The organism is Herbiconiux sp. FW305-C-125 (assembly GCF_058783455.1).
Genome location: NZ_JBYSYO010000001.1, coordinates 48,116 through 65,684 on the forward strand (window position 1 = coordinate 48,116; position 17,569 = coordinate 65,684).

General features: G+C 71.2%; 17 protein-coding genes. 14 read left to right on the top strand and 3 right to left on the bottom strand.

Annotation, left to right across the window (positions count from 1 at the left end; translation table 11 throughout):
• Position 1: 1 nt before the first annotated feature.
• The 10 genes from AC3WLB_RS00250 (at position 2) to AC3WLB_RS00295 (ending at position 9,188) form a co-directional block, all read left to right on the top strand.
• Complete coding sequence (locus AC3WLB_RS00250) at positions 2-868, top strand: SDR family oxidoreductase (RefSeq protein WP_022895422.1); 867 nt, start codon at positions 2-4, stop codon at positions 866-868.
• 86 nt (positions 869-954) lie between these two features.
• Positions 955-3,099 carry an oxidoreductase gene (locus AC3WLB_RS00255; protein ID WP_492502373.1) on the top strand — a complete coding sequence of 715 codons (2,145 nt, stop codon included), beginning with the start codon at positions 955-957 and terminating at the stop codon, positions 3,097-3,099.
• A 72-nt stretch (positions 3,100-3,171) separates the two neighbouring features.
• Positions 3,172-3,543: a VOC family protein gene (locus AC3WLB_RS00260; RefSeq protein ID WP_492502374.1), complete on the top strand. Its 372-nt coding sequence runs from the start codon at positions 3,172-3,174 to the stop codon at positions 3,541-3,543.
• A 124-nt stretch (positions 3,544-3,667) separates the two neighbouring features.
• Positions 3,668-3,889 carry a hypothetical protein gene (locus AC3WLB_RS00265; protein WP_022895425.1) on the top strand — a complete coding sequence of 74 codons (222 nt, stop codon included), beginning with the start codon at positions 3,668-3,670 and terminating at the stop codon, positions 3,887-3,889.
• A 28-nt stretch (positions 3,890-3,917) separates the two neighbouring features.
• Complete coding sequence (locus tag AC3WLB_RS00270; protein ID WP_492502375.1) at positions 3,918-4,565, top strand: FMN-dependent NADH-azoreductase; 648 nt, start codon at positions 3,918-3,920, stop codon at positions 4,563-4,565.
• A 93-nt stretch (positions 4,566-4,658) separates the two neighbouring features.
• On the top strand, positions 4,659-6,152 hold the full coding sequence (locus AC3WLB_RS00275) for a sensor histidine kinase (protein WP_492502376.1): 1,494 nt from the start codon (positions 4,659-4,661) through the stop codon (positions 6,150-6,152).
• Complete coding sequence (locus tag AC3WLB_RS00280) at positions 6,149-6,811, top strand: response regulator (protein ID WP_492502377.1); 663 nt, start codon at positions 6,149-6,151, stop codon at positions 6,809-6,811. Before AC3WLB_RS00275 ends, AC3WLB_RS00280 begins: the two co-directional genes overlap by 4 nt.
• Before the next feature lie 168 nt (positions 6,812-6,979).
• A complete protein-coding gene (locus tag AC3WLB_RS00285) occupies positions 6,980-7,285 on the top strand; it encodes a hypothetical protein (RefSeq protein ID WP_022895429.1) in 306 nt (101 codons plus the stop codon).
• A 127-nt stretch (positions 7,286-7,412) separates the two neighbouring features.
• Positions 7,413-8,009 carry an HD domain-containing protein gene (locus tag AC3WLB_RS00290; protein WP_492502378.1) on the top strand — a complete coding sequence of 199 codons (597 nt, stop codon included), beginning with the start codon at positions 7,413-7,415 and terminating at the stop codon, positions 8,007-8,009.
• A 579-nt stretch (positions 8,010-8,588) separates the two neighbouring features.
• A complete protein-coding gene (locus tag AC3WLB_RS00295) occupies positions 8,589-9,188 on the top strand; it encodes a hypothetical protein (RefSeq protein WP_492502379.1) in 600 nt (199 codons plus the stop codon).
• Here the strand turns inward: AC3WLB_RS00295 and AC3WLB_RS00300 are convergent.
• Entirely contained in the window at positions 9,185-9,805 is a 621-nt protein-coding gene (locus AC3WLB_RS00300; protein ID WP_492502380.1) for a type II toxin-antitoxin system PemK/MazF family toxin, read from the bottom strand. The two genes, AC3WLB_RS00295 and AC3WLB_RS00300, sit on opposite strands and share 4 nt — an antisense overlap.
• A gap of 147 nt (positions 9,806-9,952) precedes the next feature.
• Between AC3WLB_RS00300 and AC3WLB_RS00305 the strand changes: the two genes are divergently transcribed.
• The 4 genes from AC3WLB_RS00305 (at position 9,953) to AC3WLB_RS00320 (ending at position 15,660) form a co-directional block, all read left to right on the top strand.
• Positions 9,953-11,302, top strand: coding sequence for a coiled-coil domain-containing protein (locus tag AC3WLB_RS00305; RefSeq protein ID WP_492502381.1), 1,350 nt, complete (start codon positions 9,953-9,955; stop codon positions 11,300-11,302).
• Positions 11,303-11,364: 62 nt separating this feature from the next.
• Positions 11,365-12,690, top strand: a complete 1,326-nt coding sequence (locus AC3WLB_RS00310) for an ion channel protein (RefSeq protein ID WP_492502382.1) — start codon at positions 11,365-11,367, stop codon at positions 12,688-12,690.
• A 40-nt stretch (positions 12,691-12,730) separates the two neighbouring features.
• Positions 12,731-14,710, top strand: a complete 1,980-nt coding sequence (locus tag AC3WLB_RS00315; RefSeq protein ID WP_492502383.1) for a cell wall-binding repeat-containing protein — start codon at positions 12,731-12,733, stop codon at positions 14,708-14,710.
• 161 nt (positions 14,711-14,871) lie between these two features.
• Positions 14,872-15,660 (top strand): GntR family transcriptional regulator, encoded by a 789-nt coding sequence (locus tag AC3WLB_RS00320; RefSeq protein ID WP_492502384.1) that lies wholly within the window; start codon positions 14,872-14,874, stop codon positions 15,658-15,660.
• A 90-nt stretch (positions 15,661-15,750) separates the two neighbouring features.
• Here AC3WLB_RS00320 and AC3WLB_RS00325 read toward each other — a convergent pair whose 3' ends face one another.
• Both AC3WLB_RS00325 and AC3WLB_RS00330 read right to left on the bottom strand, forming a co-directional pair.
• Positions 15,751-16,599, bottom strand: coding sequence for a carbohydrate ABC transporter permease (locus AC3WLB_RS00325; RefSeq protein WP_022895438.1), 849 nt, complete (start codon positions 16,597-16,599; stop codon positions 15,751-15,753).
• A 7-nt stretch (positions 16,600-16,606) separates the two neighbouring features.
• Positions 16,607-17,494 (bottom strand): carbohydrate ABC transporter permease, encoded by an 888-nt coding sequence (locus tag AC3WLB_RS00330; RefSeq protein WP_492502385.1) that lies wholly within the window; start codon positions 17,492-17,494, stop codon positions 16,607-16,609.
• Positions 17,495-17,569 lie beyond the last annotated feature (75 nt).

Consider the following 17,569-nt stretch of genomic DNA (forward strand, 5'->3'; position numbering starts at 1 on the left):
CATGACCGACACCACCCCCACCCCTCGCGTCGTCGTGATCACCGGCGCCTCCCGCGGCATCGGGCGCCTGCTCGCGCAGAAGCTCGGTGCGCAGGGCGCCGCCGTGGTGGTGAACTACAAGGTGAACGCCGACCTCGCCGAGGAGTCGCTCGCCGACGTCGTGGCCGCCGGCGGTTCCGGATTCGCGGTGCAGGCCGACATCGAGAACCCCGACGACATCGACCGCCTGTTCGACGAGGTGCGCGACCGCTACGGCCGGCTCGACGGTTTCGTCGCGAACGCCGCGGCGAGCGCCTTCAAGCCCGTGTCGCAGCTCAAGGTGCACCACCTCGACCGCAGCTACGCGATGAACACACGGTCGTTCGTGCTCGGCGCCATCCGGGCCGCAGAGCTGATGGACCACGGCGGCCGCATCGTCACCATCACGAGCTATGGGTCGCTCCGCGCCTTCCCCACCTACGCGGCGCTGGGCGCGGCGAAGGCCGCGAACGAGGCCTACGTGAAGTTCATGGCCACCGAGTTCGGCCCCCGCGGCATCACGGTGAACGCGGTGAACGGCGGGCTCATCGACACCGATTCGCTCGACTACTTCTACCACCGGGTGCCGGGCATGGCGCCCATGCAGTCGGTGCTCGAGAAGGTGCCGCTCGGCCGGCCGGGCACGGCCGACGACATGGCCGACGCCGCCGACTTCCTGCTCTCGGCCAAGGCCGGGTACATCACCGGTCAGGTGCTGCAGGTCGACGGTGGGCTCACCGTCGTCGCCCCGCCGTTCTGGGCCGACACCACGGGCGATCTCCGCGAGGCGGTGCTCGGCGAGGGCGCCTCGGGTGCGGCCGTGACGCCCGTGGAGTACTCGGGCGAGTAGCGCGCCGGCCTCCCGCGGCCGGCCGAGCGGGTAGCCTGGCTGCTCGGCCCACCACCACCTCGCCTCCTCTCGATCGGAGCACCCGGATGCACGGCGACGACGCCACCCCCGCCCTCGAGCGCACCTTCTCCCCCTGGCGGCTGGGCGCGCTCGAGCTGCCGCACCGTGTCATCACGGGCAGCATGCACACGGGGCTCGAGACCCTCGACGACGGCGGGGCAGCGCTCTCGGCGTACTACGCCGAACGCATCCGCGGCGGCGCGACGCTCGTCATCACCGGCGGACTCGCGGTGAACGCCGAGGGCTGCGGCGCCGACGACTTCAGCGTGCTGGGCGACCCGGCGAGCGACGCCCGGTTCGCGGCGGCGGCCGCGGCGGTGCACGACGCCGGCGGGTTCATCGCGGCGCAGCTGTTCCACGCCGGTCGCTACGCCCTGCTCGACGGGGTGACGGATGCCGAGGGCCGCCCCGTGCATCCGGTCGCCCCGTCGCCGCTCGCGTGGCGGAGTGCGGGGGCGCAGGTTCCGGTCGAGCTCGACGAGGCGGGCATCCTGCGCACCATCGACGACTTCCGGCTCGCCGCCGAACGGGCTGTCGCGCTCGGGTTCGACGCCGTGGAGATCATGGCCTCGGAGGGCTACCTGATCAATCAGTTCTGCTCCCCCGTCACCAATCGGCGCGACGACGAGTGGGGCGGCGACGCCCGCCGCCGACGGCGGTTCGCGGTGGAGGTGCTGCGCGCGGTGCGGCAGGGTGTCGGCTTCGACGTGCCCGTGATCGTGCGGATGTCGGGCGCCGACCTGGTGCCCGACTCCACCACGCAGGACGAGACGGATGCCCTCGCCCGCGATCTCGTGCGCGCCGGCGCCGACGCGCTGAACGTGGGCATCGGGTGGCACGAGTCGAAAGTGCCGACCGTGCAGGCGGCGGTGCCGCACGGGGTGTGGTTGCGCTACGCCGAGGCGGTGGCGCGGGCTCTCTCGTTGCCCGGTGAGCCGTCGGCACCGACGGCGGTGCCGGTGATCGCGAGCAACCGGCTGACCGATCTGCGCGACGCCGAGGATGTGCTCGCGCGCGGGCTCATCACGGCGGTCGCGCTGGCGCGGCCCTTCCTCGCCGACGCCGCGATCGTCGACCGCTCCCGGCACGGGCATTTCGATGCGGTGAACTCGTGCATCGGCTGCAACCAGGCGTGCCTCGACCGCTCCTTCGTGAAGCAGCCGGTGTCGTGCCTCGTGAACCCGCGGGCGGCGACCGAGACACGGTACCCGCTCACCCTCACCGCGGCGCCGGACCACTACGCCGTGGTGGGTGGTGGCCCGGCCGGGCTGATCGCGGCCGAGGACCTCGCCGCACGGGGCAACCGGGTCACGCTCTTCGAGGCGGAGGGGCGACTCGGCGGGCAGTTCACGCTCGCGGCGCGCATCCCGACCAAGGAGGACTACGCGCTGACCGTCGAGCACTACGCGTCGCGCCTGGCGGAGCTCGGGGCACGGGTGGAGCTGTCGCATCCGGTGACCGCGGAGGAGCTCGCGGCCGGCGGGTTCGCCGGGGTCGTCGTGGCAACCGGGGTGCGGCCGCGCACGGTCGACATCCCGGGGGCGTCGCTGCCGCACGTGCTCAGCTACGAACGGGCGATCCTCGACGGGGTGCCGGACGGACGGGTGGCGATCATCGGCGGGGGCGGTATCGGCATCGACACGGCGAAGTTCCTGGTGCTCTCGCACGATCCGGCGGAGCGGGCGCGGGCGTTCGAGCGGCAGTTCCGGCTGGCGTCGCCGAGCACCTTCCTGGAATCGGATGCCCTTCCCCAGCGCACGCGGGTGCGGTCGACGCGCCTCGGCACCGCGTTCGAGCCTCGGCCCGGTTCGTCGGTGACCGTGTTGCGCCGAACGGGCAAGTTCGGGGCCGGCATGGGGCTGACATCGCGCTGGGTGGCGCTCGGCGAGTTGCGGGAGGCCGGGGTGCAGATGCTCTCCGAGCTGGAGTACCGGGAGATCACGCCCGGGGGCGTGTCGGTGGTGTTCGCGGACGGGCGCGAGGCGCTCGTGCCGGCCGACGTGGTGGTGGTGTGCGCGGGGCAGGTCTCGCACGATCCGCTGAGCGCGCCGCTCGCGGCGCTCGGGGTGCGGCACGAGGTGGTGGGCGGGGCGCTCGACGCGTCCCGGGTCGACGCCGTGCGGGCCACCCGCCAGGGCATCGACGCGGCGCGGCGGCTGGCGGCGGCCTGAGCCACGGCCTCGATGTCGGTGGGTGGCGGCAGGATGAGTCCGTCGCTCTGACCCGCCGCTGAAAGGACCACCGTGGAGTTCGCATCCATCCGCATCATCACCGACGACGTCGATCGGCTCGTGACCTTCTACGAGACCGTGCTGGGTGTCTCCGCCACCCGCCCTGCGCCGGTGTTCGCCGAGTTCCGCACGAGTGCCGGCACCCTCGCCATCGGCAGCACCGCCACCGTCGCGATGCTCGGCGACCGGGCACCGCGGCCCGGTCAGAACGACTCGGTCATCATCGAGTTGCAGGTGGGTGATGTCGACGCCGAGTTCGCGCGTCTGCGGAGCAGTCTCGACGACGTGGTGCTCGAGCCCACCACCATGCCGTGGGGCAACCGGTCGGCGCTCATCCGCGACCCCGACGGCAACCTGGTGAACCTGTTCGCCCGCCCCGCCTGAGCCGCCTCGGGGGCGATTTCGGCGACACGCCGGAATGCTCCCGTATTGGGGCCACCGGTCGGCGCGCGCTCGCCGATATGCTCCTCACAGCCCCGCCGTTCCGGGGTGAAATGGGGGGACGATCGTGGGCCGCATCACGTGGACGGACCAGGTGGCCGCCGTGGCGGTGGCACTGCCGTACTCGGACATCTCGCTGTCCAGTCTCTCCAGCGACGAGCTCGGGAGGTTGCGCGCCCTGATCGTCGACCTGCGCGCCGACGACGGGTACATGACGCCGGTGCTCGACTCCCGGTTCGCGCAGTTGCTGCCGCTGGTGGAGGAGCAGCTCGCGCGGAAGACCGCCTGAAATCGCCCTCGGGCGGTAGCGTGGTGCCATGGCGAACCTGCTCCACCTGGACTCCTCGGCCGACCTCGAGAACTCGCGCTCACGCGCCATCGGGCACTCCTTCAGTGAGGCGTGGCTCGCCGCGGCTCCCGGAAACACCGTGACGCACCGCGACCTGCACCGCGATCCGCTGCCCCACCTCGCCGATGCGGCGCTGCACTGGCCGCCGCGCCTCCGCCCCGCCGGAACGACGGTGCCCGCCGACGCCGAGGCGCTGCAGGCGTCCCTCATCGCCGAGCTGCTGGCCGCCGACGCCCTGCTCATCGGCGCACCGCTATACAACTACTCCCTGCCCTCGAGCCTCAAGGCCTGGATCGACAACATCCACGTGCCCGCGGTCACCGCACCGTTCGACGTCGACACGCAGCCCCTCGCCGGCCGGCCGGCCGTCATCGTGACCAGTCGCGGCGCATCCTACGACCCCGGGTCACCCACCGACGGCTGGGATCACGAGGTTCCGGCCCTCCGCCTCATCCTCGGTACGGCGCTCGGCATGGACGTGACCGTCATCGCCACCAACCTCACCCTCGCCGAGACGGTGCCCGCGCTCGGCGACCAGATCGACCGCAGCCGCCGCGAACTCGCCGAGGCGCACGAGGCCGCCGCCGCCCTCGCGCACACCCTCGGCGCCCCCTGAAGTCCTCGCCTCCGCGCACCTACTCCCGCGGGAGTACGCGGGGGCCGACGCGCGGCGGATGCCCGGGGCGGGGCGCGCGGATACGATCGAGCCATGCCGCACCCGGGCCCCTCCGCTGACGACCACGCGCGCGAGCACGCCCACTCGCGGGCGGAAGGGCACGAAGGCGCCGGGCGCGACGAGCGGTGGCGGAACGGCGAGCGCGCGGAATGGGCGGGGCGGCGGTGGAGTGACGCCGAACGCGCGGAATGGGCGGAGCGGCGGTGGGGTGACGCGGACGGCCTGGGCGCGGAGCCACGGTTCCGGCTCTCGGGCCCGGCGCGGCTGTGGCTGCCGGTCATCGTCTCGTTCGTGGTGCAGGTGCCGGCCGCGGTGTTCACCTGGCGGCTCCGGCACGTGTCCGCGCTGGCCGACGACGATCCTTGGCGCTTCGCCGTACGCCTCGCGCTGGCCCTCCTCGGCCCACTCGCCCTGATCGCGGCCCGCCGATTCCCCGGCCCGGTCGTGGCCGTCGTCGCGGCCGCGGCCGGCGCCTACACGCTCATCGTGGCGGGCGAGTTCGCCCCGCCCTACCTCGCGCTCGCCTTCGCGATCGTGAGCGCGGTCGTGCGCGGGGCACGAGTGTGGGCGTGGTGGTCGCTCGGCGTGGCGTGGCTCGTGACGGTGACCACGGGCATCCTGCTCGGCGTCGACTGGCAGCCCGCCGCCGTGGTGGCGGTGACGCTGGGACTCGTGCTGCTGCTCGGCGTCGGGGAGGGCATCCGTTCCCGACGGGCGCGGATCGACGAGATCCGCCGCCGCTCCGCCGAACGACGCGTCAGCGAGGTGCAGGCCGAGCGGATGCGCATCGCCCGCGAACTGCACGACGTGCTCGCCCACTCGCTCAGCCAGATCACCGTGCAGGCCGGCGTCGGGCTGCACCTCATCGACACCCAGCCCGACGCGGCGGCGCACGCCCTCGCCACCATCAAGGAGACGAGCAAGAGCGCGCTCGACGAGGTGCGTTCGGTGCTCGGTGTGCTGCGCGAGGGTCAGGATGCGTCGGGTGCGGCCGTCGCAGCCGCTCCGCTCGTTCCCGAACCCGACCTCTCGCGGCTCGACAGCCTCGTCGCATCCGTGGTGTCTCAGGGGCTGCAGGTCACGCTCGAGAACGGCATCACGCCCGGCGCCGACGCGGTGCGGGATGACGCGCCGCCTCCCAAGGCCGTGCAGCTCGCGCTCTACCGCATCGTGCAGGAGTCGCTGACGAACGTGATCCGGCACGCGCAGGCGACCTCGGCGACAGTGGTGCTGGCGGCGACCCCGGAGGCGTGGACGGTCTCGGTGATCGACGACGGTGACGGCGGCACCGCCGCCCGCCCGCGAGGCGAGAACGCCCCGCGGCCCGGGCGTGGGCTGCTGGGGATGCGCGAGCGCGCCGAGCTGCTCGGCGGCCACCTCAGCGCGGGGCCGCGACCGATGGGCGGCTTCGGCGTGGCGGCGGTCATCCCCCGACGCTCATCCGATCCCACGCCGCCGTCGCCCGGCGCGCTCGGAGCGGGCGGCGCACGCGGCGGGGGCCGCGCCCACCCCGAGGAGGCACCGTGATCCGCGTCGCCATCGCTGACGACCAGCAGCTCATCCGCGGCGGCTTCCGTGCGTTGCTCGACTCCGAACCCGACATCGAGGTGGTGGGTGAGGCGGGCTCCGGCACCGAGGCCGTGGCGCTGGTGCGCGCGCAACGGCCCGACGTCATCCTGATGGACATCCGGATGCCCGACGGCGACGGCCTCTGGGCCACCGAGCAGATCACCGCCGACCCCGACCTCGCCACCACGCACATCGTCGTCGTGACGACGTTCGAACTCGACGAGTACGTGGGCCGCGCCATCCGGGCGGGCGCGAGCGGATTCCTCGTCAAGGACACCGAGCCCGTCGAGCTCATCCGTGCGGTGCGGGTCGTCGCCGCGGGCGACGCCCTGCTGAGCCCCGGCGTCACGCGGCGCCTGCTCGAACGGGTGGCCGGGGGTCTCAGCGAGACACCGGATGCGTCGAGCCTCGACGCCCTGACCGCCCGCGAACGTGAGGTGCTGGGTCTCGTGGGCGCGGGGCTCACGAACGAGGAGATCGGCGCGCGGCTCTACCTCAGCCCGCTGACGGCGAAGACTCACGTGTCGCGCATCATGTCGAAGCTGGCCGCGCGTGACCGGGTGCAGCTCGTCGTGATCGCGTACGAGACCGGGCTCGTGGCGCCGGGACGGCCGTAGGCGCATCCGCTCGGGTCGCGCATCGGCCGGGTCGCGCATCCGCTCGCGTCGGCGTACTCCCTGCGGTGTAACGGAAGTGTCGCCCGGGGGCAGATTCACGGGCGGCCGGCGGCGAGGAGGCTGTGAGCAGAGGGTTCCGCACGGGAGCCCCGAAGAGAAGGAATCATCGTGTTCACAACCGTCGCGCTCGCATCCGCCGCCGCTCATGTCGGCCCTTTCGTGGGCGGATTCGGCTTTCTGTTCGTCCTGATCCCACTGTTCTGGATCGCCCTGTTCGCCATCCTCTTCGCCACCGTCGGCCGCCGCTGGCGCCGCAACGCGTGGGCTGCCCGCGAGTGGAACCTGCCCGGTCGCCGCGCCGAGTCCACACTCGCGGAGCGCTTCGCGCAGGGTGACATCGACGAGGTCGAGTACCGCGCCCGGCTCGAGGTGCTGCGCGCGAACAGCGCGAGCGGCGCCTACCCGCAGCGCTAGCCCCCGCGGCGCGGTGCGGCGCGGCGTGTCGACTCGGCACGGCGCGCCGCGCCTGCTGGCGGGAAACCGTCGAGAATTGGCGATTCGGAGCGCGACGCGGCGCGGGCCGGCGCGGGAGGATCACGTCATGCATCTCGCTGACCTGCCGCTGCCGTCGTCCCCCGCCGCTCGCGCGGCCCTCGCCGTGGCCGAGGAGTACCACACGGATGCGCTCGTGAACCATTGCGTGCGGTCGTACCTCTGGGGCGCGGCGCAGGGCCGGCTCACGGGGCTCGGGTTCGACGACGAGTTGCTGTTCGTGGCCGCGATGCTGCACGATCTCGCACTCGTGCCGGAGTTCGACAACCACAGCCTCCCGTTCGAGCACGCCGGCGGCCACGTCGCCTGGGTGTTCGGCGCCGGCGCCGGATGGTCGCGCGAACGCAGCACCCGGGCTGCCGAGATCATCGTGCGGCACATGTGGGACGAGGTCGACCCGGCCGTCGACCCGGAGGGTCACCTGCTCTGCATCGGCACGGGCCTCGACATCTCCGGCCGCAACGCCGAGCTCTGGCCCGAGACCCTCCGGGCCGAGGTGCTCGACCGCTACCCGCGCCTCACCCTGACCGACGAGTTCCTGACCTGTTTCCGGGACCAGGCCGCCCGCAAGCCCACCAGCTCCGCAGCTGCGGCGATCGCCTCGGGTGTGGCCGGTCGCCTAGCCGCCAATCCCCTCGAGCCGTGATTCCGCTTCGCTGATTTTTCCTCATGTGCGCGTATGCTGAGTTCATGAGGAGAGCTCCACTGGTTGTCGCAGCCGTCGCTCTGGCAGGATTCCTGCCCCTACTGCATGCGGAGTCGGCTCTGGCCTGCGAGTCGCCACCAACGGATACTGGGTCGAGGCCGGATTCATCGACAACAACGCGAGCATCACGGGCCTGCCCACGGGAACCCAGCTAGCGTTCTGGTTCGACCATCGCCCGATCGACGGCTCGTCTCACGGCCATGTCCTGGCCGTCGCCCCTCCACTCACCAACAGCACCGCGTGGATTCGCAAGACCACGACCGACACCTACACGATCATCTTCGGCCCGTCGAACAACTACTCCGGTGTCTCGACCAACAATTCGATGAACGCGTCCAACTACCAGGTCGGATCGGAGTCGACGAGCAACGCGACTGCATCGTTCGGATACTTCCGAACTATGCAGTACTACACGGCGAGCGGATGGCACGTCCCTTCACCGCCGATCGGGGTGAAGCACGACACACCTCAAGTACAGGAGTGGTTCTCCTTGTACGACACGATGAACGCGGGGTCACCATGTTGAGCACGAAGACCAAGGTGATCGTTCTAGGCGCCGCCGCCCTGCTGTCTGCCGGAGCGGTCGCGCTCGGGACGCCCGCGGTCGGTGCACTGTCGGTCGGTCCTTCGATGCCGACCATGCCCTCTGCCAAGGACATCCCGCCGAGCCCACCGGCCGCGACGGCAGCATCCGCAACCTGGCAGGCAACTCCGGAGGAGATCCAGCTCTCCGCGCACACTCTCATGCACGTGGCGATCGGGGCGGATGCGCACCTGAGCATCGAGGACGCATCCGCCGCGGCCGCCACCATCACCGCGTGGCCCGAGAACGTCACCCGGGTCGATGTGATGGCGACCGACCGCGATGAAGCGCAGGCGGCGATGGGAACACCTGGAGCAGTCACCGGCGCGTCCGGTCACGTGCTGCTGTTCCAGGTCACAGGCTCGTTCGTTGCGCGCGCATTCACGCACCCCAGCGGCGTGGAACCACCCCTCGACGAGCAGCACTACATCACGTACGCGATGGACCCGCAGTCGGGCACAGCGCTCGATTACGGCATGACGAACACGCCCCTACTGTGGAACACCGCGGGCGTCGAGACGATCTTCGGGGGCTAGCGAGAACCGAAGAGTCGGCGGAATGCGCGCACAAGTCCTGAGCGAGGCCGCGATGAGGCGGCGTCCCCTGCGGCGCGGGCACGGCCCGCCGTGGGCGGCGCGGGAGCCGCCGCCGAAGCGGCCGGCACCGGGCCTGCCGATCGGGCGGGCGACGGCGCCGTGGGCGCGACGCGCCAGCCGAAGCGGGCGCTCAGCGCGGCCGCGACCGCGCCGAAACGGGTCGCGTCGAGCGCGACCGCCTCGCGCCGCATCCCCGCCTGGTGCACCCGGAAGACCCGCTCCAGCCGCACCCAGCTGGGCCGGCCCGCCGAGTCCCAGGCGCCGCTGCCGATCGCCACGTCCCACTGGTCGTCGTGCGGCTTCGACGTCAGCTGCACGGCCAGCACCGTGCCGCCCGGCTCGGTGGCGATCACGAGCACCGGGCGGTCTTTGCCGCGCCCGTCGCGCTCTTGGTAGGGCACCCAGGTCCACACGATCTCGCCCGGGTCGGCATCCCCGTCCGTCACCGGGTTGTAGACGATGCTGAGCCGCCCGGCCGCACGCGGGTCGATCTCGCGAGTGGCCGATGCGCCGAACCGGCCAGGACTCCCGCCCCGGTCATCGAATCCCCCGCTCATACGCCGACCCTATCGCGCCGCCCCAACTCGTTCGCACCCGCAACGATTCGCGAATCACCGGCGTCACCGTCCGCCGCGGGCGGGCGCGCGGGGTTGAATATCCACGGGCGCCGCCGATCCCCGACGCGACCCGAGGTAAGAGGAACCATGCACACGACTCCACGCACCGCGCAGCGCCGCCCCCGCCGCAGCCGCGCCGGGCTGCGCGCCGCCGGCACCGCCCTGCTGGTCCTGGCGCTCGCGACCACCGCGTCGATCGCCGGTGCCCCGGCCGCCTACGCCGACGACTACCCGACCTGGGACGAGGTGGTCGCCGCTCGCAACAGCGAGAGCGCCAAGCAGGACGAGATCGCGAAGATCAAGGCCGTCATCGCCGACAACGAGGCCAGGGCCGCTGCCGCCCAGCAGAAGGTCGCCGAGACCTCCGCCGCCTACGACGAGGCCAGCGCCGCGCTCACCGCCGGCCAGGTGAAGGCCGACACGCTCGCCGCGAGCGCCGCCGCCGCCACCGCGAAAGCCGCCGAGTCGAAGCAGCGCGCTGCAGCGCTCGCCGCCCAGTTCGTGCGCTCGGGCGGCCCCGACCTCACCTCGATGCTCCTCACCAGCGACTCGGCGCACGTCGACGACCTCCTCGCGCAGCTGAGCGCCGCCAGCCAGCTCACCCAGTCGGTCAACGGCATCTACGCCGCGGCCGAGCTCGACGCGAACACCGCCACCTCCCTCAGCGAGCAGGCGGATGTCGCGAAGCAGCAGCTCACCGTGCTCGCCGACGCCGCTCAAGCCGCACTCGAGGCCGCGGCCGAGGCCCAGCGCCAGGCCGTGGCCATCCTGCAGGAGAACTACGCCCACAAGGACGAGATGGATGCGCAACTCGCGTCCCTGCAGCAGAACCTCGCCACCACCGAGCAGCAGTACCAGGCCGGCGTCGCCGCCCGCGCAGCCGCGGCAGCGGCCGCCGCAGCCGCTGCGGCCGCTGCTGCGCACGGCGGCGGCGAGGTCGTCGGCCCGGTCTCCGGCGACGCGCAGGCCCTCGCCGAGGAATTGATGGGCTACGTCGCCAACGGTCAGTTCTGGGGCTCGACGCCCGACCACATCTTCGAGATCGCCTGGATCGCGCAGGGCCAGGATGTCGCGAACTGCAGCATCGACGTCACCATCCTCCAGGCGATGGTGGCCGCGGTGCGGGCGTTCGGGAGTGCCGGGGTCAGCGACATCAGCCGCCGCTGCACCGGTCAGATCGAGGGTGCCGGCACCGCATCCGCGCATTACATGCAGGGCGGCGGTCATGCGGTCGACTTCACCTCGGTGGGCGGGGTGCCGACCACCGGCGCCAACCAGGCGTCGCTGGACCTCATCGCGGTGCTCGACCCGATGATGCCCAACGGCTCCCGCGTGGGGCAGTCGCAGTGCCGGTATTCGGCCGGCAACGAGCCGTCGTTCCAGAACTTCATCGACTTCCCTGACACCTGCAACCACCTGCACGTCGACGACTTCTGACCCGCGCGAGCGACCTGCGCACCGACCCCGCACGCGGCTGCCGCGACCGCTATCGTGAGCACATGACCAACCCGGCCCCGAGCGGCGTGCCGACCCTCCCCGCCGCGGCGCCGACCATCAAGCGCCTCCTCCAGCTGAGCATCCCGGCCGTCGTCATCGGCGTGGTGAGCGCCCTGTTGCTGTTCGCCATCGAAGAGATCGCCGACCTGCTCGAGTCGGTGATCTGGGACGCGTTCCCGCACGCGGTCGGCATCGACCCCGACAGCGGGTGGTGGATCTTCACCCTGCTCAGCCTCACCGGCCTCGCGGTCGGTCTCTGCCTCTGGCTCGTGCCCGGCCACGGCGGCCGCGACTCGGCCACCACCGAGCTGATCGCTCCCCCGCTCCCGGTGCGCGCGCTGCCGTCCTTGGCCCTGGTCGCCATCATCGGCATGGCCGGCGGGGTGAGCCTCGGCCCCGAGAATCCGATCATCGCCATCAACACCGGGCTCCTCGTGGCGCTCGTGGCGCGGGTGTGGAAGGCGGTGCCGCCGGCGCTGGTCATCATGATCACGGCTGCTGCGACCATCGGCGCCCTGTTCGGCACACCGGTCGCGGCCGCGCTCGTGTTCACGGGCGTGGTGGGCGGCATCGCGGGCGGCGGAGCACTGTGGGACAAGCTGTTCCTGCCCCTCGTCGCCGCGGCCGCCGGGTCGATCACGATGACGCTGCTCGCGCATCCGAGCTTCGCCATCCCGATGCCCGCCTACGACTCCGTGCAACCCGTCGACGTGCTGAGCGCCGCCGTCATCGCGGTGGTCGCCGCCGCCCTCGGCATCGCGGCCGCCGCCGTCTTCCCGCGCCTGCACGGCGCGTTCCGGCTGCTCGGCAACCCCGTCCTCTACGTCACCGCGGGCGGCGTCGTGCTCGGCATCCTCGGGGTGATCGGCGGGCCCATCACCCTCTTCAAGGGACTCGCCCAGACCGGGGAGCTCGTGACGAATCGCGCTGACTACACGGCCACCGCCCTCGTGGTGATCGTGCTGGTGAAGATCGTGGCGCTCACCGTCGCGGCCGCCGCCGGCTTCCGCGGCGGCCGCATCTTCCCGGCCGTCTTCATCGGCACGGCGATCGGCGTGCTGGCGAACGCGCTGCTGCCGGGCATCCCGGTCTCGCTCGCCATCGCCGCGGGGGTGCTGGGCATGGTGCTGGCGATCGCGCGCGACGGCTGGATCGCCCTGTTCATCGCGGCCGCCGTCACGGGCAGCGTCGTCGTACTCCCGGTGCTCTGCGTCGCCATCCTGCCCACCTGGCTCCTCGTCTCCCGCGCCCCTGAGATGATCGTGCACCCGACGGCACCGAACCCCGGGCCGAATCCCCTTCCCGCATCCGGTACTGTCAGTCATTAGCAAGCATCAACAACCGGTCCGGGGGGACCAAGGGGGAAACGTGCGTCGAACCGTCACCGCCGCCATCGCGGTGGTCCTCACCGCGGCGCTCTCGCTCGTCGCCGCGGCGCCGGCGCAGGCCGACACCCTGCCGATCCACCCCGAGTGGGACTGGGGTTTCACCGAGGGGGCGCTCGACTCACTCGAGTTCCAGTCCGACGGCGGCATCATCGCCACCGGCTGGACGTTGCTCAATCAGAACCCCACCGCCGACGCTCCGCCCCAGGAGTGGCAGGTGCTCACGCCCGACGGCCAGGCGGGCTGGTGGGCAGGCGATCTCGGTCGCGAGACGGGGTTGCCGCGACCCGATGTCGCCGCCGCGTACCCGCAGGCCGGCCCGAACCACGGCTACCGCATCAAACTCGGTTTCCCCCTCACGCCCGGCCGGTACGGGTTCTGCGCCGAGCTCGAGTTCGAGATCGTCGGCTGCAACTCGGTGACCGTGCCACCCGAGGTGGTCGGCGGCCAGATCGAGTCGGTGCAGGTCGATGACTCCGGCCCCGCGCCCGCCCTCCGCGTGCGCGGCTGGGTCTCCGACAGCTGGAGTTCGGCGTCGAACCAGCTGACCTACACGGTCACCGTCGACTCAGCGAGCAGCGAGCAGGGCGGCTACAGCGCCACACTCGACCGACCGGATGTTCAAGCCGCACACCCCGGACTGGCCGGCATCAAGGGCTTCGACGACAGCATCCCGGTCTCCCGCTCCGGCATCTACACGGTGTGCGCGCGAGCCGATCCCTCCCGGATCGCTTCGGGCAACAACGCCGCCGATCTGGGCTGCATCAACGCGGGCGTACCGCAGCTGCGCAAGACCGCCGAAGGCGTGATCGCCGGCGACACGGTGCTTGGGTCGACGCTCACCTACCAGCCCGCGAGTTGGCAGCCGAAGGCGACCACCGACACGGTCACCTGGACCATGGACAGAAACCTCCCGACCGTCTCCTCGGGATTCGCGCACGTCATCTCACCGGCAGACGTCGGGCACAACCTCGTGGTCGAAGAGCACGCCCAGGCGACCGGCGTGCTGAGCAACAGCACGATCGTGGAGACCGAGCCGGTCACCATCGCCGGGGTCACGACCAGCCGCGTGCAAGGTGACGACCGCTACGCCGTGGCCGTCGCGAACTCGCAGGCGCAGTTCCCGGGACCCGCGGCGAACGTGCCCGTCGTCTACGTCGCATCCGGGGGCGCCTTCGCCGATGCGCTCTCAGCGGGACCAGCGGCCGCCGTTCAGCAAGGCGCGCTGCTGCTGACCCCGTCGGACGGCCTTCCCGACGCAGTGCGAACCGAGGTCTCCCGCCTGCACCCAGCGAGGATCGTGGTGGTGGGCGGAACCGCGTCCGTCTCCGCCACGGTGGCGAAGGCACTCGGCACCATCGCTCCGACGACGCGGCTCGGCGGCGCTGACCGGTTCGCCGTGTCGCGCGCCGTCATCGACGACGCCTTCGCGGCCGGTGCGCCCACCACCTTCGTGGTCACCGGCAACTCCTACCCCGACGCGCTCTCGGCCGGAGCCGCCGCGGGTTCGGCCGGCGCTCCGGTGCTGCTCGTGAACGGGTCGGCTGCGGGTGCGGATGCCGCGACACGCGCCGAACTCGCCAAGCTCGGCACGACGAAGGTCACCGTCGTCGGCGGTACCGCCTCGGTGTCGGACGGAGTCGCCGGGTCGTTCGGCACGGGCATCCGCGTCACCCGGCTGGCGGGCCCCGATCGGTACACCGCCGCTGTCGCTCTCAATCGGGCGTCGTTCGCTTCGGCCGACACCGTGTATCTCACCACCGGTCTGAACTTTCCCGACGGACTTTCGGCGAGCGCTCGGGCGGGCAGTACGCACTCCCCCCTCTACCTGGTGGACGGCTGGTGCGTTCCGCAGGCGGTGATCAGCGACATCGCCTCGCTGCACGCGAAGTCGGTGGTGATCCTGGGCGGCACCTGGTCGATGTCGCACTACATCGACCAGCTCTACGCCTGCGAGTCCTAGCCGGCGGCACCCCACCCACTTCACCGGCACCTCCCCCCACGCCCGCCGCACCTCACCGGCACCTCCCCGCGCCCCCTCCGCTCACCGGCACCTCCGCCCCGCCGCACCTCACCGGCACGTCTTTGTAGGGTGTGGTATTGGTGGTGGTATAGCTTAGGGTCATGACCACCGGCGACCTCACCATCGACAGCTCGCGTGCCGAGCCGCTCTGGGCCCAGACGGCCGACTACGTGCGCGAGCAGATCGCGAGCGGCGCCTACAGCGAGGGGATGCGCCTCCCACCCGAGCGCGAGCTCTGCCTCACCCTCAACGTCAGCCGGGTCACCCTGCGCAAGGCGCTGGTGTCGCTGGTCGACGAGGGCGTGCTGAGTTCGTCGCACGGCCGAGGCTGGTACGTGTCGATGGCCGAGCCCGGCGAACAGGCTGCGGGTGACTGGCCGAACTCGCTCGAGTCGTTCAGTGAGACGGCGGAGCGCATGGGCCTCGTGTCAGACTCCCTCGTGATCGAGCAGCGTGTCTCCCCCGCCACTCTCGACGAGGCCGAGGAGCTCAGCGTCGCCCCCGGCACCCCGTTGCTGCGCCTCGGTCGCGTGCGCCGCCTCGACGGCGTGCCGATCGCCATCGACAACACGCGGGTTCCGGCCAGCCTCATCCCGCAGGCGGCCGACGTCGACTTCGCCACCGGGTCGCTCTACGCCACCCTCGGCGACAGCGGCATCGACATCGCCCGCGCCGAGGCCACCATCGAGGCCCGCGATGCCGACGCCACGATCGCGAAGCACCTCGACATCGAGGTGGGCCGGCCAATCCTGGTGATGAAGCAGACCTCGGTGGATGCGCGTGACCGCCCCGTGCTCATCTCCACCATCGAGTACTCCGGCGACCGCTACCGCCTGCGCACGGTCTTCACCCGCTCGAAGCCCGGCCACCCGGGCCACGCCCGCCGCTGACCTCCTCGCGACCCGTCACTTTTGGCCCTAAAACGCGTCGGGAAGGGCCAAAAGTGACGGGTCGCGAGGAGGGGTGAGGGCGAGGGCGGGCTACTTGCCGTAGCCCTGCGAGAGGCCCTGGATGAAGTTGCGCGAGAACACCGTGAAAAGGATGACGAGCGGCAACGCCCCGAGGGTGAGTGCCGCGAGCAGCGCCGGGTAGTCGCTCTGGAACTGCCCCACGAACTGCTGCACCCCGAGCGTGACGGTCTGGTTCTCCTTGCTCGGCGCGAGGATGAGCGGGAACCACAGGTCGTTCCAGATCGGCAGCATGGTGACGGATGCGACGGCCGCGAGTCCCGGTCGCACGAGCGGCAGCACGATCGAGAGCGTGCGCAGCTCCCCCGCGCCGTCGATCTTCGCGGCCTCCTTCAACTCCGTCGGCACCCGCCGGAAGAACGTCGCCATCAGCGCGATGGCGAGGGGCAGGCTCATCGCGGTGTACACGAGGATGAGCGCCACGAGGGTGTCGACGAGGTGCCAGGCCACCATGGTCTGCAGGATCGGCACCGTGCCGAGCCGGATGGGCAGCATGATGCCGATGATGAAGAACCCGGCGAGCAGCGGCGCCAGCCGCACCTTGTACTCGGTGATCGCGAACGCCGCGAGGGTCGAGAGCACCAGGGTGAGCAGCGTCGACACCAGCGTCACGATGATGCTGTTGCCGTAGTTCAGCGCGAAGTTGCCGCGCTTGAAGACGTTCGCCCAGCCGTCGAGGTTGAAGGTCTCGGCGGTCGGCGGCACGAACGGCCCGTTGAAGATGCCGGGCGTGGTCTTCAGCGAGTTCATCACCACGATGATGATGGGCCCGATGGCGACGATGACGAACAGGATGAGCGCGACGTGCACCACCAGGCGGCCGCCGGCATCCGCTCGGCTGGGCTTGTTCAAGGAGGTCATGAGGGTCCTAGAGTTCGTAGCTCTTCAGTCGTCGCTGCACGACGGCGAAGTAGATGGCCGTGATGATGAGGATGAGGAAGAACACCACCGAGGCCACGGTCGCCCCGAGGTCGGGGTTGGCCACCTGCCCGCTCGACCCGAAGAAGGTGCGGTAGAACAGGGTGCCGAGGATGTCGGTGGAGTAGTCGGGCCCGGGCGCCGAGCCGTTCAGGGCGTAGACGATGTCGAAGCCATTGAAGGTCCAGATGTAGGTGAGGATGGCGATCAGCCCGAACTGCGGGGCGATGAGCGGGAACTTGACCCGCCAGAAGGTGGTCCAGGCGTTCGCGCCGTCGAGCTTGGCGGCTTCGAGGACGTCGTCCGGGATGGCGATGAGCGCCGTGTAGAGGAAGATCATCGGGATGCCGACGTACTCCCACACCGACATCAGCGCGATGGTGGGCAGCGCCGTGTGCTCGTCGCCGAGCAGCGGGAACTGCACGATGCCCCAGAGCGGGTTGATGATGAGCCGCCAGACGAAGCCGACGATGACGACGGAGAGCGTGGCGGGGATGAACAGCAGCGTGCGGTACACCCCGCGGGAGCGCCGGAGGGTCGACGAGGTGAGCAGGGCCGCCATCAGCAGCCCGATCGGCAGCTCGACGATGAGGTGCACGGCGAAGAACTCGAAGTTGTTGACGAGGGCGTTCCAGAACCGCTCGCTCGTCGAGGGGTTCGTGAACAGGTAGACGTAGTTGTCGAAGCCGACGAACACCGAGGTGGGGCCCGAATCCGAGTCCATGAAGCTGAGAACGACGGATGCGATCAGCGGGATCACGAGGAACCCGGCGTAGACCACGAAGGCGGGGGCGCTGAACAGGATCAGATTGCGGTACGAGCGAGCGGTGCTCTTCATCTGACCTCCTCTTTCATAGATAGCGGAGCGGGCGGCGGCCGGACAGCGGGCGCGCCGGGGGCCGAAGCCACCCGG

Coding starts and splice junctions, on each gene's coding strand:
- AC3WLB_RS00250 (WP_022895422.1), top strand. CDS start 2: ATGACCGACACCACCCCCACCCCTCGCGTCGTCGTGATCACCGGCGCC.
- AC3WLB_RS00255 (WP_492502373.1), top strand. CDS start 955: ATGCACGGCGACGACGCCACCCCCGCCCTCGAGCGCACCTTCTCCCCC.
- AC3WLB_RS00270 (WP_492502375.1), top strand. CDS start 3,918: ATGGCGAACCTGCTCCACCTGGACTCCTCGGCCGACCTCGAGAACTCG.
- AC3WLB_RS00275 (WP_492502376.1), top strand. CDS start 4,659: ATGCCGCACCCGGGCCCCTCCGCTGACGACCACGCGCGCGAGCACGCC.
- AC3WLB_RS00290 (WP_492502378.1), top strand. CDS start 7,413: ATGCATCTCGCTGACCTGCCGCTGCCGTCGTCCCCCGCCGCTCGCGCG.
- AC3WLB_RS00295 (WP_492502379.1), top strand. CDS start 8,589: ATGTTGAGCACGAAGACCAAGGTGATCGTTCTAGGCGCCGCCGCCCTG.
- AC3WLB_RS00300 (WP_492502380.1), bottom strand. CDS start 9,805: ATGAGCGGGGGATTCGATGACCGGGGCGGGAGTCCTGGCCGGTTCGGC.
- AC3WLB_RS00305 (WP_492502381.1), top strand. CDS start 9,953: ATGCACACGACTCCACGCACCGCGCAGCGCCGCCCCCGCCGCAGCCGC.
- AC3WLB_RS00310 (WP_492502382.1), top strand. CDS start 11,365: ATGACCAACCCGGCCCCGAGCGGCGTGCCGACCCTCCCCGCCGCGGCG.
- AC3WLB_RS00320 (WP_492502384.1), top strand. CDS start 14,872: ATGACCACCGGCGACCTCACCATCGACAGCTCGCGTGCCGAGCCGCTC.
- AC3WLB_RS00325 (WP_022895438.1), bottom strand. CDS start 16,599: ATGACCTCCTTGAACAAGCCCAGCCGAGCGGATGCCGGCGGCCGCCTG.
- AC3WLB_RS00330 (WP_492502385.1), bottom strand. CDS start 17,494: ATGAAGAGCACCGCTCGCTCGTACCGCAATCTGATCCTGTTCAGCGCC.